Consider the following 15,366-nt stretch of genomic DNA (forward strand, 5'->3'; position numbering starts at 1 on the left):
CCGCCTCCAAAGTTGTACAGTTATTTCTTGTTGTACAATCAATGTAGACAAATAGATCACCTTGTACAAGTTTTTTTTATTGTATAAGTATTGTGATGACGAATGAGAGCGCCTATAAGGCTTAAAACACACTTATCGTTAATATTTAATTAACAATACCTTAACTTGATCTAAATCATCATGATGATTTGGAAAGAAGCTTATTGTTAACAGGAGGTGGTATGAAATTAAGAAAAGATAAAAGATGCTATACCGATCTTTGTATTAACGGTAAATGGTTCCATCATGATCACTGCACAAATACGGCTTATATGCTGAAAGGAGGTGATTCTCCTCTATTAGAATTGGCAAGAATACCGCAAACAGAGAGTGAGCTTATTGGACTGCTAGAGGAAGCAACATTAAATTAACATAGTGGTATGTTCTATGATTCTAATTCTGTGTAATCTTTGGATATTAATGAGAACCAATCATAAAGCGATGTATTGATAAATACATCGCTTATTTATAGCAAAAGCTAAATTAGCTCCAGCGCTCTTGGCGCCATTCTTGTTGCTGTTCTTCGTTTAAGAACGTCCAAGCAATAAGACGTGAGATCTTTTGACCTTGTGACATTTCAATAGTTTTTACCGAAACCGCACCCACTTTCTCAAGTTGCTTGTAAAGTACACCTAAGTTTTCTTTCTTCGATACTAAGGTTGTAAACCAGAAGCACTGTGTAGACTTACTTGCACTTTGATTGATCATTTTTTTGATAAAACCGACTTCACCGCCTTTACACCACAATTCAGCTTTTTGACCACCAAAGTTTAATACAGGTGTTGTTGATGACTTCGCATTATTAAAAGCAGGCGATACTTTACCGCGAGAACGAGCTTGTTGTTTCTTATTCGCATTTGCTGCAAGGTTACGAACTTTTCGTTCAGAACCTGCCATTGCTTCTTCTTCAGAGCTATGGAATGGCGGATTACATAACGTAAAATCAAACACTTCTTCATCATTGATCGTATCTGTAAAGATATTATCAGCATTCTTTTGTAGACGAATTTGAATAGCGCCTTTTAAACGTGGATTGTTACCTGCAATGAATTTTGCTGATTTCACAGCAAGAGGATCGATCTCTGAACCAACAAATTGCCAGCCATAAACACGATGTCCAATAATTGGGTAGACGCAGTTTGCACCGATACCAATGTCTAAACCACGAATACCTTTACCTTGAGGAATCGCCCCTTCGTTAGATTGCGCTAATAAATCAGCAATGTAATGCAAATAGTCGGCACGACCAGGAATTGGAGGACATAAAAAACCAGCAGGAATATCCCAATGATCCACTTGATAAAAATGCTTTAATAACGCTTTGTTTAATGTTTTAACTGCGAGTGGATCGGAGAAGTTTACAGAAAGATCACCATAAGCATTTTCGCTAACATGATGATCTAACTCTGGGGTTGCTTTAATTAGTGTCGCAAAATCATAACGCGCACGATGTGGGTTACGTGGGTGTAAGCCTTGCTTAGGCTGTGCGTTTTTCTTTTGGGTCATCTTTGCTTCTCGCAGAATTGGATCTTATCAAAGCGCAGCATTGTACATGCTTATCGATGATAAACTTAGTGTTTAAGGTGTTAATGATTAAATAAATGGCTAAATCGTCCACTTATTATTGCTATATCTTAATAATTTGACGTGTTGTTTAGTTCTAAAATACAAATTATCAGCTCATACCACTGCTTATTTGTCATTTTTAAATCCAATATCGCATCAGTACAAAAATCAAAACAAGAGAAAGGATTTATACTTAATAATAAAAACAACAAAAGGATAGTTAATAATGTCGCAAGAAAATACTTTTGTTATTTACTGTTCTCCACGCCTCGCTAAGTACCATCACCTGCCTTTACTCGTGCTATTAATCGTTATTTTTGCGGGAAGTTATTCACATATCGCCATCGCAAATACACCAGTGACAGCAATAACGGATACCTCAAAGTCAAACCATCAAGCTGTTGATACATCACATGAACTGACAACGGCTGCGTTAAGCAACAAGGAACTGGTCATCGGCACTTATATTTGCCCTCCTTTTGTTATGCAAGATCAATTTGGTGAATATACAGGATTAAGTATTTTACTATGGCAGCAAATAGCTGAAAAGTTGGAGATCCCTTACACCTTCAAAAATTACCCTTTAAAAGATCTATTACAAGCGGTTGCGGCAAAAGAAATCGATATTGGGTTATCGTGTTTATCGATCACACCAGAGCGAGAGCAAATCATTGATTTTTCGCACTCTTTTTACGAAACGCATCTTGCAATTGTTGTTAAATCAGCTAGTCATTTCGATACATTTAAAAGTATTATAACTAACAGACATCTCTTAACCATTATTGCTATTTTTGTTACGGCTGCGGCAATTATCGGTGGCCTATATTATTTATTAGAGCACCGTGTTAATGACAAGCTTTACTCGATGCGTTCAAGACCCGCGCAATTAATTGAAGGTTTTATTCTAGGGTTATTATTTATTACCAAAGGACCTTTTAATTATTACGAATTTAAAACGCTAACAGGACGAGTACTAACCGTTGCACTGGCGGTTTTCACAACCCTGTTTATTGCCAGTATCACCGCAGTTTTAGCCAGTACATTTACTATCGGATTAATTAATAGCGATATAAAAAGCCCCAACGATTTAGCGAATGTTAATACTGGCGCAAAGACTGCTTCAACGTCGTCGCAATTTTTAACTCGTCACAGTATTGCCCATCGTCAATACGACACAGTCGTTGAAATGTTGGATGCTTTAGAACGTGGTGAAATCGATGCTGCCGTGAATGATGATGCAATCGTAAAATACGAACTAAAGATCGCAAAACAAAACGGTAAATATGAAAAATTAACTGTCTTACCTTATCAATTTGAAAAGCAAAATTATGGTATCGCGTTAATAGAGCAAAGCCCTTACGAAGAATCAGTAAACCGAGAATTACTACAATTTAGGCAGAGTAATGAATGGCGTAATGCATTGCTTGAATACTTTAAAATCAAATAGCGCAGAACATAAAAAGAAAAAAACAGATATTTGCGCTATAGCGTTACAGGATTAAGCTATAGCGCGAATAATGTAAACATTAACGAATACGGAATAATTTACCTAGTTGACTTAATTTAGAAGGGTGATAAGACCAACAATGATCGAACATCTCTAAAAGTTCTGGATTGCCGTATTTTGACAGGTTAACGGCATGAAAACGGTTCTTCTGGGCTTTCAGTTTTTCTACTCGGCTTAACATAGCCTCAGGCTGGCTAGGCGCAATAAAGTCAGATAGCACCACGAGATCAGCGTTTTTATATTTACCGTCACTCATCAAATCAATCGATTGATCTAATACAGGACCAAGATCCGTACCGCCATGAAATGAATAAGATAAAAAGTTAACCACTTCGCTTAACCCATCTTGCTTCGTCAACTCGTACGTAATCTGTTGAGTTGAAAACATAATGACATAACAATCACGTTCATCAGCAAGTGCTATTTGCATTAAGCCATAAGCCAGTGCTTTGGCACAATTTTCAGGGAAACCCGACATAGAACCTGAAGCATCAATACAAACAATAAATGGGCCTTTATCTTGATCTACCTGTTTAGTTTGTCGCTTATACGCTTTTACCTTACGTAGTTTACGCTGCGTACCTTGCATACGGTAATTCATTAAGCGTTTATCGGCTAAGTGTTTATAGAACACCACTTCTAATTCAGGATAGGCTAAAAACATTGCTTCATTAGGTAAGAGTTTGGCGAGATCGTCACTTTCATGGATCCCGACAATATCATCAGTGACATTGTCACTTTTCTCTTCCACCAGTTTAAGTTCTTCTGCTTTTACGCGCTCTTTATTAGGATCATCGACTTCACTGGCCATACGCCCTAACTTCTCAGCAATATCTTGCAAGCCGTTATTGTTTTTTAAAAACTTAGCAATTTTCTTCATGACATCGACATCAGTCTGCGTCAATTTCGCTTTTGCCATATCCCATAAACGACCGGCCTTTTTCTCATCGCCAGCTTCAGTTACTTCTTCCACTTGCTTTAACGTTTCAATACGCTGATACAAGTCTTTCAACAAATCTTCTTTATTTTCTTCAATTTCCGATTCTTGCGCTTCTTTTAAGGCATAAGCAATATACTCATACCACTTGTCACAAAAGAATCGTTGAAACATCGGATTATGTTTCTGGTGTTCTTTGGCTACAAGATTTTTTGCTTTGAAATAAAACGAAGACTGCCCTTCCAGCTTTTTTACGACGTCATCAGCATGCTCGATAAAATAATCTTGATCCCATTTACAGACTTGTTGATAAAGCTCTATTTCGTCATGAAACCGTTCTACCACCGTTCCCTTAGCGGTTTGACGGATCATTTGCCCTCGCCATTTCATGACTTGGTTTTTCATCGCCGTTTTAACACCAGGGCTAGATTCTGCCGCCATTAATAACTGCGGACGTACCATGACTTCATGAACAGCACTATCAATAACGCCTGATTCAGCAAGCATCAATGCGAAGTTTAATCCTTCAGAGACTGGCATACGCGATTCTCCTTTTTCGTGCCTACCGTTAGGTGTTGATTACACCTAACAATAAACTGCTTAACAACAAGCATTATTTGGCAAAATACTCAGAAAGATGGGTAATGCGAAATGCACTCTTTTCGACTAGCCCTTTAAGCTCTGCCACTTTATCTGCAGCATCACATAGACTTTGTTCAATCAGTGCAGGAAAAGCATCATTGATAAAGTTATGCGGTAATGCTCCGTGGAAACTTGCACGTGACTTTTTAATGTTATGCTCTGCATCAACTATTTTTGCCATGGCACCGTCAACACCGTCTTGCCATGTTTGTTGCTGAGTTTCAGTGATACCTTTATTACCTGCAATGCCTACTAATACCGAGCGATTAGCAATATCTTTAATGGTTAGGCGGTTTTGCGCATCAATTTCAAATTGTAAGCGACACAAATGCGTGTTCTTATTTACAAAACCATAAATATCACATTTACCCGTCCTAATTTTCTTATCAAACTCATCACCATCTACGTATACCCATCGGCTATCACCCGGCTCTTGTTCCGAGACTGATGGATTTTGCTGTAGCATCACCAATTTGATCATACGAGGGTTGTTGTTAACGTTAAATCTTGCGGCTGTCGCAAAGTTATATTTAAACCACTCTTTACGCATAGTGCTTTCTTTAGTAAAAGGCACAGCCAATTTTTCAACGACATCATTGTTAATCTTATTGATGATAGTTTCTGCTTCATTAGCGTCTAAACTTGAGTGAGTCTGATTAAAGGCATGTTCTGTCGCGAATGTATTAATGATATTACAAATAACATTACGCGATTCTGGGCTATGCCATAAGCAATCTTGCAACAGTAACAAATCAAGTGGGTTGATTTCACTACGACCATTAAAAAACGCGCTGGCTTTTAATAGCCGTACCGACTTTTTCCAACGTCGATCAGAGATATACAACTCACTGTCACTATCAATCACATCGGTTTGATTAACATGCTCTTCAACCATTGATTTAAGCTTAAAAATTTGTTCAAAGGTCTCTTCACTTAATTGGATCTCATCAATATGCTGCTGCCAGTTAACATACTCTTCATCTTTAATAGTGAGACTTGGATCTATTTCTTGTAGTGTTGGCCCTTCCCCCATCAATAGGGCTTTAAAGTTCTTTTTCTCTTGAATACGATTAACGAATACACGAACGAGCATTCGATCATATAAAGCATCAAGGCCACTATCTTCATCAGGTAACTCGTTAGATGCGGTGATCAACAAGCGCATAGGTACAGGTAGTATGTCTTGACCATTTTTGAATGTACGTTCATTAACCACTGTTAATAACGTATTTAGAATAGCAGGGCCGGCTTTCCAAATTTCATCAAGAAAAACCACTTGTGCTGTCGGTAAGTAACCATCAATTAAACGGACATATTTACCATTGTCTTTTAACTCTTGAATAGATAAAGGTCCAAACACCTCTTCAGGTGTTGAAAAACGCGTCATCAAGTAATCAAAAAATTTGCTATCATCAAAAGCCTGAATTAATCGTTTTGCAATTAAACTTTTTGCGATCCCTGGTGGCCCTAAAAGAAAAACACTCTCTCCTGCTAATGCCGCAAGCAAACACAGCTTAATCACTTCCTCACGTTCATAAACGCCATTAGAAAGCCCTTTAATCAATTTTTGAATCCGTTCAGATAAAATTGCTTTATTCGGTGATGTTGCTGTTGTTGCCATTTTAAGCATATAACCAACCTTGTGTATTTCCTACTAACGCTGTACGGCGCCTACCTCAATCATTAAATGTAAATCCCTACACTTAATGTTACATCTGTTAATCGACTTTAGCATTTTACTAAGTTGATTCAAAATTTTATCTTATATTGGCAATGATATTAACTATATACTCTCATGGCATTAACCTTTTACAGTGACTATTTCTAGTTACCATTAACTCGCCAACACATGACTTTTAGTTATGAGATTCACAAACCTGTCACACTATCGTAATAACATACGCTCGAAATAATGAAGCTCATGGAGTAAAAAATGCTTAAAACCGTAATTCGCTTACTCGCATTAGGCGTATGTATATCATTCAATGTACAAGCAAAAGAAACAGTCACCGTTGTTGGATCTACATCGGTAAGTCACATTATGGATGTGCTTGCAGATACCTACTCGTCAACGCATAAAGACACCACAATTGAAGTTCAAGGTATCGGTTCAACCGCGGGTATTAATGCTGTTAAGCAAGGTGCCGCTGAAATAGGTATGAGCTCCCGTGTCATTTCTCGTGCTGAATTAGATAATAACTATAAAGCCATTACTATTGCTTATGATGGTATTGCGCTTGTAGTAAATAAAGCGAATCCGGTAACAAATCTGACGCGTGAGCAACTTATTGCTATTTACCAAGGTAAAATCACTAACTGGAAATCAATTAACGGTAAAGATTTAGATATGGCAGTCGTGAGCCGTGAAAATGCATCAGGCTCTCGTTTTTCATTTGAACACTTTTTTGGGTTAACCAAACAAGTTTCTGGCTTTACTGTTTCTAATATCAGCCCACGCGTACTGGTGGTAAGTACCAATGGCATGGTGAAAAGTTTAGTTTCACGTAATAAACATGCAATTGGCTATGTCTCTCTTGGCTCTGTTGATGATTCAGTCAAGGCTCTCTCGTACGATAATGTTTTACCGACTGCTGCCAATATTGAATCAGGCGAATATAAAATTGCTCGACCGTTTTTGTTGATGTTTAAACAAAAAGGCTTAGCCAATGATGCGCAACAATTTATTAAATTTGTCCTTTCTAACCAAGCGCAAAGTATTATCAAAGATAAGGGCTATGTTGCTATTGATGAGAAAGCCTGATCGTTACAAATTAAATACCTCACCTTAATAACCAATAGAAATAAGGCGGCAGTATTAATTATCATGCTATTACACTGCTCGCCTCTATATTTCTATTTTAACGATATTTATTTAACAACGGGGTAACACTCAGTTGCACCCCATTCTGTCCACGAACCGTCATAAACAGTGAGCGCTTTACGGCCAATCAAATTTGCAGCTAAAGCTAAAATGCATGCTGTCACACCTGAGCCACAGCTAAAAATTAAACGCTGTTCTGGTGTTGATAACGCATCAAACTTGGCTTTTATCTCGGCTAGCGCAATAAAGTGGCCATTATCAAGCAATTCACCAAACGGTAGATTTTTTGCATTAGGCATATGACCACTTCGAATGCCCTCACGCGGCTCTTTCACTGAGCCCAAGAAGCGTGCACGTGGCCTTGCATCAATCACAGCAACATTTTTATCAGTGAGTAATTCATTAAGGTGTTTAGCATCTATCACCCATTCTGATTGTAACTGGGCGTTAAAATCCATTGGGATTATATTTTCTAGTTCACCTGATTCGAGTTCAAGCCCAGCTTCTATCCATGCAGGTAACCCACCATCTAAAACAGAAACATTATTGTGTCCCATCGTTTTAAACATCCACCAGCCACGTGGCGCTGAAAACATGCCTAAGCTATCGTAAATCACAACATGGGTATTATTACTAATACCTAGTTTGCTTACCTCGAGTGAGAACTGCTCCGCCGACGGTAACATATGCGGTAAATCGGTATCTGGATCGGCTAGCTTGTTATTAAAATCAAAAAAGCGTGCACGTGGAATACGTTGTTCAATCAGCTCTTGCTCTGGAGAGCGATCAACGCCAGGCATAAAAGACGTAGCATCTAATACGACAAGATTGTTCTGTGCATTATTCGCTAATGCTTGATGTAACCATTGCACTGAAACTAAGTCTTGATGTGGTACTGATGTCGACATGACGGATCCTTTGTTTATGCTATTAACCAAATTGATCTTACTACTTAATCAACAGTTTGTACCAATACAGATAGCCCATTACTTTGCCAATCATTGTTTTCAGCCATACGCAGTACATCTGCACTACTATATAAAATGCCATCATATACAACCACAATACTGGTATCACCTGGTTGTAAGAAGTGTGTTTCTCCGTATGGTGTATAGCGAGTTGCACCAATACTAATAATGGCTTGCTTTGGGTGATCAGCTTGATTTAGTAGCGCGTTAATATTTTCAGTTGGCCCAATATCCTGCTGGTGATTCATACGTTCAATAACCCAATCAAGCAGCTTTTGGTGAAAGTAGCTATATCCAACTACTGGGCTATCTTCACCATAGCAATGAAGTTGACCATTAGAACGATGAAAACTTGCGATACGGAAACGATCTAATATCCCACCAGTTTGGAAATGGTCGATATCAATCAAGGTTTCTGAAATCCCTTTACTGTTTGCTCCCCAATTCTTTTTCTCACTAATTTTATTCGCATCAGGCTTTCTAATAGAACAATCATTATACGCTGCAAACTGACGTGGAATTAAACTAACAACATTGATTTCACCAGTACTTTTTTGTTGATATTTAATATCACAAATAAGCGCAACTTCGGGCTCAATCTGTAAATTATCAGCGTTGTTTGATGGCGTAATGCGCGTAGATGAAAGTGGGTATAACGTTAAGAATGAATTTGTATTAGAAGGCACATAAAAAGGAAAAATGCCTTTGGGTTGAACTTCTTCTTTTACTTCTATATCTAAAAAATCCCTCGCTTCACCCGCTTGTTCTAAATGCCCAGCAAAGTTACCTGCAATACCAAAACCAATACATGATTTAAACATAACTCAATCCAGATAATGAAAATATATCGTAGATTCTAAATTCATCAGCAAAATTTTTCTGGAGTTCAGTTATCACTATTATGTATCGAAAATAATACAAATTCATTTTTTTGCGATAAATGACACGCTACTGGTAATTTTTTAAACAGTTGTAGCTACGCTTTAATAAACAACAGTTCAAGATGGAGCTGCACATGACATTGCATTTATGGCTAAAAAAATTAACGTACTTAGTCGGTATTTTTGCTGCTTTTAGCTACCAATCATCTGCGTTAGCGAATACACCAGTTAATGCACAAGCAACAGCAAAGGCCATTAATGGTACCGATGCTACCCTTTATGATTCACAACTGATCCCTTGGCAAGCGGCACTCAAACAAAAAGGTTTCGACAGTGTCAGCTGTGGCGCTGTTGTGATAAGTGAGTATTGGTTACTAACAGCAGCACACTGCAACTCATCAAACATTAGTGATATTGCCATCGTTGGTACAAGCATGATTCAAGATGGTAATTTTGCAAATCTTGATAAAAAGCATTTTTTTAATATCGTAAAGAAGATCAGTCATCCTAATTATAATGAAGACAATTTTATCAATGACATAGCGCTCTTTCGCGTTAATCGTTCAATGTATGGTATTGCCCAGTCAGTTAAACTAGCTACTCCTAATGAACAAATCATAGCTGATAATATATTCAGCAACACTTGGGCGACCAATATGGATTCTCCTGTCACTGCTATTGCTTCTGGTTGGGGAGACACTCTTAGAAAAGGTTATCCAACTACATTACAAGTAATTAGTTTAGCCGGTGTTCCTGATAACCAATGCGTTGGGCTCAATATCGGTAATGAACATATTGTCTGCGCAGATTCAAACATTAATGGCTTAATTAAAGATGTATGTAGCGGTGATTCTGGCGGCCCGCTTATCTGGCAAAATCATCAAGCAGTATCTGATAGTGATAAAGGCATTCGGTTAATCGGGTTAACCAGTAATGGGGCAAAATGTTCAAATCGAAATGACAACCCAGAAAACCAATATAATCAGCTTACAGGGCAATATACCCAGGTTTCTACCCATCGAGATTGGATAGAACAACAAATACAAGATTATGATAATTCAACATTCACACTTAATGATTCCTCATTACAACCAACGCTGAATATCGATCCTTTTGCCGTAATAAAAGATCCTTCAAATAATAGAGACAATACGCAAACTGTCGTAACTGCGGCTGCAGAACAAACAGAAAGTGGCGGTACAGTAACCTTTTATAGCCTCCTGCTAACTCTTCTCATACTTTACTATCGCCGAAACCAAGGTAACTAAACACAGCTAAATGATTACAATGTTAAACTTGCTCTTAATAATCTTTTCATGGTACTAAATTAGTAACCTTTATGAACTGATTGATTTCTTAGTAAACATTAGCTTGTTGCACAACTCAAAATAAAAATGAGCGATTTGACGGATATACGAAATGGATTTTTTCCCTGTTTTTCTAAAGTTAACCCATAAAAAAGTATTAGTCGTGGGTGGTGGTGAAGTGGCCTGCCGCAAAGTAGATCTATTACTTAAAGCCCAAGCTAACATTACGCTTGTCTCGCCAGAGCTTCACCCTCATCTTGTATCACTACTCGATGAAGGTAAATTTGAATATCTAAAAGCCCGTTATAAAAAGTCACTTCTTACACAATTTGACCAAGTTTGGGCGACAACCGATTCTCGTGAACTCAACCATCAAGTTTATCATGATGCTAATGCATTAAAGATATGGACAAATGTTGTTGATGATCCTGCATATTGTGATTTTATAACGCCATCCATGATTGATCGTTCACCAATGCAAGTTGCCATTTCAAGTGGTGGCGCATCACCTGTTTTGGTTCGTTACTTACGAGAACGTTTCGAAACACAATTACCACAAAACTTAAGCTTATTAGCTCATTATTCAGGACAGCAGCGTACTCGAATAAAACAGCATTACAAAACCGTTGATGAACGTCGAAAGTTCTGGGAGACATTCTTTCGTCTACCAGCAGTTGAAACAGCAACAACAGAGCAAGAATTAGAACAGGCTTTTAGTGAATTATTAGCATCATACCAAGATACAGGCGCTAACTTGTATTTAATCGAAACAGGTAACGACCCTGAATTATTAACACTGAAAGCATTACGTTTGATGCAGCAATCAGAGTTTGTTCTCTACCCTGAAGGGAAGAATGATATTTTTGTCGACCTTTGCCGTCGAGATGCTGATCGTGAAAGTTACGAACACGAGAACGTCATCGCTCGTGCGAAACAATTACTGAATGAGGGAATGCGAGTTTGTGTATTAGCGTCTAAAGACCAACACCGACCAGCATTGAAAAAGCTGTGTATCGAGCGTAATGGTATTTTTGTGCCTAGTCATAGCTAATACATCGTAAATAGACAAATATAAATTTATCATTACATATAACAATGCCGCTGATTAATCGCTTTTTTAAGCATAAATCTAGCGGCATTTTTATAAAGCTGGTTAATGAGCAATATGTAAGATTGTTTACTTAATCCTGGGTGATGGGTAACTCTATTTCAGCGCGAGCCGTTTTTTTTTCTGCGAGTTTCGCGTGTAGCCATAAACCAGAACTTTTCATTAAATAGCCAAATACTACACCCACAACCAATGATGGTATAACCAATTGCCAATTACCATTTGCAGCAAACGTTGCGCATGAGCCTATAAAGGTACCAGGGATAAAAGATAACCACGATTTTTTTGCTTGTGCGCACATCATAAATGCAACTAGAGCAGTGACAACGTAACCAATAATCTCAAAATGAACTAAAGATGATAACTTAATGATCACCATCGCCCAAAAAACACCGCTTAAGTTTGTTGCAATGCTTAACCCAACGCCTTTTATACCATCGCGCTGAAGAGCAAAATATGTCGTGCAGCCAAGAAATCCTCCCCAGCTTAATAAGCCCAGAGATACAGCTACCCAGCCCCAAATCCCAGATAAAATTCCTGTTGTTAAAGCGATTGCTATAAGTACCGACATGACTCACTCTTTTGCGATGACAGAATTGTATTGAGTGTAACCTAAGACCTGTTCAAATTAATCAACTAAGATCACACAAAGAAAGTAATACTACATTCCATTTCATAAAATAATCAACAAAGATCACCATAATTACTTTAATTTAATACTGATATTGGAAATGATTAAACCGTGTTCATCCCCTAAAAAATTCCATTATGATGATGCCTAAATTCACATTAAAAATTGCGGATAAAACTGACTATGGTAATTTATCGCCTAATATAATGTTACTCGGAGTGCCGTCATGGGACCTTTAATGCTTGATGTATCAAGTTATGAACTTGATGCAGAAGAACGCGAAATTATTCAACATCCTACAGTAGGCGGTATCATCTTTTTCGCCCGAAATTATGACAATCGTGAGCAACTTCGAGCGTTAGTTAAAGAGATTCGAAAAACGGCTAAACGCCCTTTACTGATTGGTGTCGATCAAGAAGGCGGACGTGTTCAACGTTTCCGCGAAGAATTTACCCAACTACCACCTGCTCGCGCTTTTGCAGCGTCTAAAAATGGAGAAGTGCTTGCTAAGCAAGGTGGCTGGCTAATGGCTGCTGAACTACTCGCGATGGATATTGATATTAGTTTTGCGCCTGTACTTGATCTTGGTTACGACTGTAAAGCGATCGGTGATCGCGCTTTCTCAAATTCCCCACAAGACATTATCCGTTATGCAAGCCAATTTGTAAGTGGTATGGCGCAGGCTGGCATGGCTGCAACCGGTAAACACTTCCCTGGTCATGGTGGTGTGATAGCCGACTCTCACTTAGAAACGCCTTACGATTCACGGGATAATATTAAGAGCCATGATATGACCGTATTTACACATCTCATTAAAAAGAATCTGCTGCAAGGCATCATGCCAGCACACGTTGTATTTGATGCTTATGACGAAAAACCTGCAAGTGGTTCAGAATATTGGTTAAAACAGGTATTACGTAAAGAGCTAGGTTTTAAAGGCGTGATCTTCTCTGATGATCTTAATATGAAAGGAGCTGACGTATTAGGCAGCTATAGCGAACGAGCTATCGCAGCTCAAGAAGCTGGTTGTAACATGGTGATGTTATGTAATAACCGTGAAGGTGCTGTACAGGCTCTTGATGGATTACCACAGATTCCAGTCCCTATTTTAGAAACATTGTTAAAAAAACCAACCGCTGAGTATAGTGATTTGATCAATACTCGTATGTGGAAAGAAAGCCAAGATGCCGTTTCTCGTCTTGCACAAGAGTGGAAAGAGAAAAACGTTTAACACGTGGTTACTGTAATCATTACCAACAAAAAAGCCGACATTATGTCGGCTTTTCTTTATCCATAACTCGTTATCTTATCTAAATAGCCAAAAGCTTATTCTTATTTTTAATCTCAATATTATAAATCGAAAACTCTTCAGCATTCATTGGCATACCAAAATAATACCCCTGCTGAAGATAAACATCACGCTCAACAAGGTAATCGGATTGCTCTTTCGTCTCGACGCCTTCTGCTATCATTTCCATTCCAGCCTGTTTGCCGAAGGCTATAATAGAATCAAGCAGAGAAAGTTTTATATCCGTCGTACCGATATTTTCAACGAACATCTTATCGATTTTTAAACTCCGCAAGTTCAATTCTTGAATATAACTGAACCCACCATACCCTGTGCCTGCATCATCTAATTTAATATCAATACCCTGAGCTTTAAGATATTGGATAACCTCAGAGGCAATAGTAAGATCTTCAAATTGTTTTCGTTCTGTAATTTCAAAAGCAACCTGTTTAATAGGGATCTTTGAATTGCTGAATAATGCTAATGACTCATTCATTATCTGTATATTTTCTAATTGTTGCGGTACAAGGTTAATACTGATTACTCTATCGGTTAACTGCCAGTTGATAGTACTCAAATCTTTAATCGCTTTCTCAATTAATAAATTAGTAATAGGGATAATTTGTCCACTTTTCTCAACGTAAGGAATAAATTCCATTGGTGATATTAATCCAGCCCCTTTTTTCTTCCATCTAGCAAGTACTTCACAACCATAAAGTTCTTTGGCCTTTAAATTAATAATAGGTTGGTAATAGGGTACGAACTCACGTTTAACTATCCCTCGTTGTACTAATGCATGTAACGATAAACGTCGTCTAATGAATAAACGCCGCAACAAAATTAAAAATCCAGCAATAAATGCACCAGCTAAAAAGAGAGGCATCCTTAATAATTGTGACTCTTTATCTAATAATTCCAACTTAATGTAATTAGAAAATTTCAAACCATTAGGCATTAAAACTTCATATATAGGTTCAGCCGTGTATGATTTATTATCACCTTGCCAACCTAATCGATCCAATTCATTATCTGCTGATATAGATGTTAAAACACAACCTTCACAGTATTTATTTCGTAAGATTTCTTCAACGATGGGTTCTAAGGACAGAACCAAACTCCCCTTGTTACCTTGCCACCGAACTTCAAAAATACGTTGCAGACTATTTTTTTCAGAAGATAACCATAACGACATCATATTGCCATAAGTTTTAATTTTCCGAGATTCAACATGCTGACCATGATTTTTTTCATAAAAACTCGAACAAGTACTTTTGCCTGAGGGGGTTAAAGAAATCTTACGGATAAGATAATTACTATAGGCAATACGTTTTAATTGCTCCTGCTCTTTCTCACTACACGTAAAATCAAAATTGCGGCTAAGATTCGTAATAAAGTCTTGATAATCGCCTATATTTTGAATATGAGTTTTAACCAATTCATCAGTATCTGTTTGAATTTTTGTTGATAAATGCTTAGTTGCAAAATATGGTGCGAGAGTCGTAAAACCAAAACCGACTAAAATAACAAAAAACATTAAACCAATACCAATATGGCCTGAAAATCGCATCAAAAAAATATCATCAATCGTTTTGGTTAATCTCTCTTTCTTAAACATTGAATAAACCATCATTGTTATTATTCATAATCTACCATCCATGTAGATCTCTATAA

13 protein-coding genes are annotated in these 15,366 nt (G+C 37.7%); 6 read left to right on the top strand and 7 right to left on the bottom strand.

Annotation, left to right across the window (positions count from 1 at the left end; translation table 11 throughout):
- Positions 1–221 precede the first annotated feature (221 nt).
- Positions 222–410: a hypothetical protein gene (locus C9J46_RS16155; protein WP_107207186.1), complete on the top strand. Its 189-nt coding sequence runs from the start codon at positions 222–224 to the stop codon at positions 408–410.
- 112 nt (positions 411–522) lie between these two features.
- Here C9J46_RS16155 and rlmF read toward each other — a convergent pair whose 3' ends face one another.
- Positions 523–1,545 carry a 23S rRNA (adenine(1618)-N(6))-methyltransferase RlmF gene (gene rlmF, locus C9J46_RS16160; protein WP_107291213.1) on the bottom strand — a complete coding sequence of 341 codons (1,023 nt, stop codon included), beginning with the start codon at positions 1,543–1,545 and terminating at the stop codon, positions 523–525.
- 286 nt (positions 1,546–1,831) lie between these two features.
- Here rlmF and C9J46_RS16165 point away from each other — a divergent pair, with 286 nt between their 5' ends.
- Positions 1,832–3,052: a transporter substrate-binding domain-containing protein gene (locus tag C9J46_RS16165; RefSeq protein ID WP_107291214.1), complete on the top strand. Its 1,221-nt coding sequence runs from the start codon at positions 1,832–1,834 to the stop codon at positions 3,050–3,052.
- Positions 3,053–3,131: 79 nt separating this feature from the next.
- Here C9J46_RS16165 and viaA read toward each other — a convergent pair whose 3' ends face one another.
- A complete protein-coding gene (gene viaA / locus C9J46_RS16170; RefSeq protein ID WP_107291215.1) occupies positions 3,132–4,589 on the bottom strand; it encodes an ATPase RavA stimulator ViaA in 1,458 nt (485 codons plus the stop codon).
- A gap of 73 nt (positions 4,590–4,662) precedes the next feature.
- A complete protein-coding gene (locus C9J46_RS16175) occupies positions 4,663–6,321 on the bottom strand; it encodes an ATPase RavA domain-containing protein (protein WP_107207190.1) in 1,659 nt (552 codons plus the stop codon).
- A 303-nt stretch (positions 6,322–6,624) separates the two neighbouring features.
- Here C9J46_RS16175 and C9J46_RS16180 point away from each other — a divergent pair, with 303 nt between their 5' ends.
- On the top strand, positions 6,625–7,452 hold the full coding sequence (locus C9J46_RS16180) for a phosphate ABC transporter substrate-binding protein (RefSeq protein ID WP_107207191.1): 828 nt from the start codon (positions 6,625–6,627) through the stop codon (positions 7,450–7,452).
- Positions 7,453–7,559: 107 nt separating this feature from the next.
- Here C9J46_RS16180 and C9J46_RS16185 read toward each other — a convergent pair whose 3' ends face one another.
- Complete coding sequence (locus tag C9J46_RS16185; RefSeq protein WP_107291216.1) at positions 7,560–8,420, bottom strand: sulfurtransferase; 861 nt, start codon at positions 8,418–8,420, stop codon at positions 7,560–7,562.
- A gap of 44 nt (positions 8,421–8,464) precedes the next feature.
- Positions 8,465–9,301, bottom strand: a complete 837-nt coding sequence (locus tag C9J46_RS16190; protein ID WP_107291217.1) for a DUF5718 family protein — start codon at positions 9,299–9,301, stop codon at positions 8,465–8,467.
- 194 nt (positions 9,302–9,495) lie between these two features.
- Here C9J46_RS16190 and C9J46_RS16195 point away from each other — a divergent pair, with 194 nt between their 5' ends.
- Both C9J46_RS16195 and C9J46_RS16200 read left to right on the top strand, forming a co-directional pair.
- The gene (locus tag C9J46_RS16195) at positions 9,496–10,629 is read left to right on the top strand and encodes a trypsin-like serine protease (protein ID WP_107247196.1); all 1,134 of its coding nucleotides are present in this window, start codon (positions 9,496–9,498) and stop codon (positions 10,627–10,629) included.
- Between the two features lie 151 nt (positions 10,630–10,780).
- Positions 10,781–11,719 carry a siroheme synthase gene (locus tag C9J46_RS16200; RefSeq protein ID WP_107247195.1) on the top strand — a complete coding sequence of 313 codons (939 nt, stop codon included), beginning with the start codon at positions 10,781–10,783 and terminating at the stop codon, positions 11,717–11,719.
- 130 nt (positions 11,720–11,849) lie between these two features.
- Here the strand turns inward: C9J46_RS16200 and C9J46_RS16205 are convergent, their stop codons facing one another.
- Positions 11,850–12,347, bottom strand: coding sequence for a DUF1097 domain-containing protein (locus C9J46_RS16205; RefSeq protein ID WP_107247194.1), 498 nt, complete (start codon positions 12,345–12,347; stop codon positions 11,850–11,852).
- A 286-nt stretch (positions 12,348–12,633) separates the two neighbouring features.
- Between C9J46_RS16205 and nagZ the strand changes: the two genes are divergently transcribed.
- Positions 12,634–13,638, top strand: coding sequence for a beta-N-acetylhexosaminidase (gene nagZ / locus C9J46_RS16210; protein ID WP_107291218.1), 1,005 nt, complete (start codon positions 12,634–12,636; stop codon positions 13,636–13,638).
- 79 nt (positions 13,639–13,717) lie between these two features.
- Here nagZ and C9J46_RS16215 read toward each other — a convergent pair whose 3' ends face one another.
- Positions 13,718–15,310, bottom strand: coding sequence for an EAL domain-containing protein (locus C9J46_RS16215; protein ID WP_107261006.1), 1,593 nt, complete (start codon positions 15,308–15,310; stop codon positions 13,718–13,720).
- Between the last annotated feature and the right edge of the window lie 56 nt (positions 15,311–15,366).

This window comes from Photobacterium sp. GB-36, assembly GCF_003026135.1.
GTDB lineage: Bacteria > Pseudomonadota > Gammaproteobacteria > Enterobacterales > Vibrionaceae > Photobacterium.

Coding starts and splice junctions, on each gene's coding strand:
- C9J46_RS16155 (WP_107207186.1), top strand. CDS start 222: ATGAAATTAAGAAAAGATAAAAGATGCTATACCGATCTTTGTATTAAC.
- rlmF (WP_107291213.1), bottom strand. CDS start 1,545: ATGACCCAAAAGAAAAACGCACAGCCTAAGCAAGGCTTACACCCACGT.
- C9J46_RS16165 (WP_107291214.1), top strand. CDS start 1,832: ATGTCGCAAGAAAATACTTTTGTTATTTACTGTTCTCCACGCCTCGCT.
- viaA (WP_107291215.1), bottom strand. CDS start 4,589: ATGCCAGTCTCTGAAGGATTAAACTTCGCATTGATGCTTGCTGAATCA.
- C9J46_RS16175 (WP_107207190.1), bottom strand. CDS start 6,321: ATGCTTAAAATGGCAACAACAGCAACATCACCGAATAAAGCAATTTTA.
- C9J46_RS16180 (WP_107207191.1), top strand. CDS start 6,625: ATGCTTAAAACCGTAATTCGCTTACTCGCATTAGGCGTATGTATATCA.
- C9J46_RS16185 (WP_107291216.1), bottom strand. CDS start 8,420: ATGTCGACATCAGTACCACATCAAGACTTAGTTTCAGTGCAATGGTTA.
- C9J46_RS16190 (WP_107291217.1), bottom strand. CDS start 9,301: ATGTTTAAATCATGTATTGGTTTTGGTATTGCAGGTAACTTTGCTGGG.
- C9J46_RS16195 (WP_107247196.1), top strand. CDS start 9,496: ATGACATTGCATTTATGGCTAAAAAAATTAACGTACTTAGTCGGTATT.
- C9J46_RS16200 (WP_107247195.1), top strand. CDS start 10,781: ATGGATTTTTTCCCTGTTTTTCTAAAGTTAACCCATAAAAAAGTATTA.
- C9J46_RS16205 (WP_107247194.1), bottom strand. CDS start 12,347: ATGTCGGTACTTATAGCAATCGCTTTAACAACAGGAATTTTATCTGGG.
- nagZ (WP_107291218.1), top strand. CDS start 12,634: ATGGGACCTTTAATGCTTGATGTATCAAGTTATGAACTTGATGCAGAA.
- C9J46_RS16215 (WP_107261006.1), bottom strand. CDS start 15,310: ATGTTTAAGAAAGAGAGATTAACCAAAACGATTGATGATATTTTTTTG.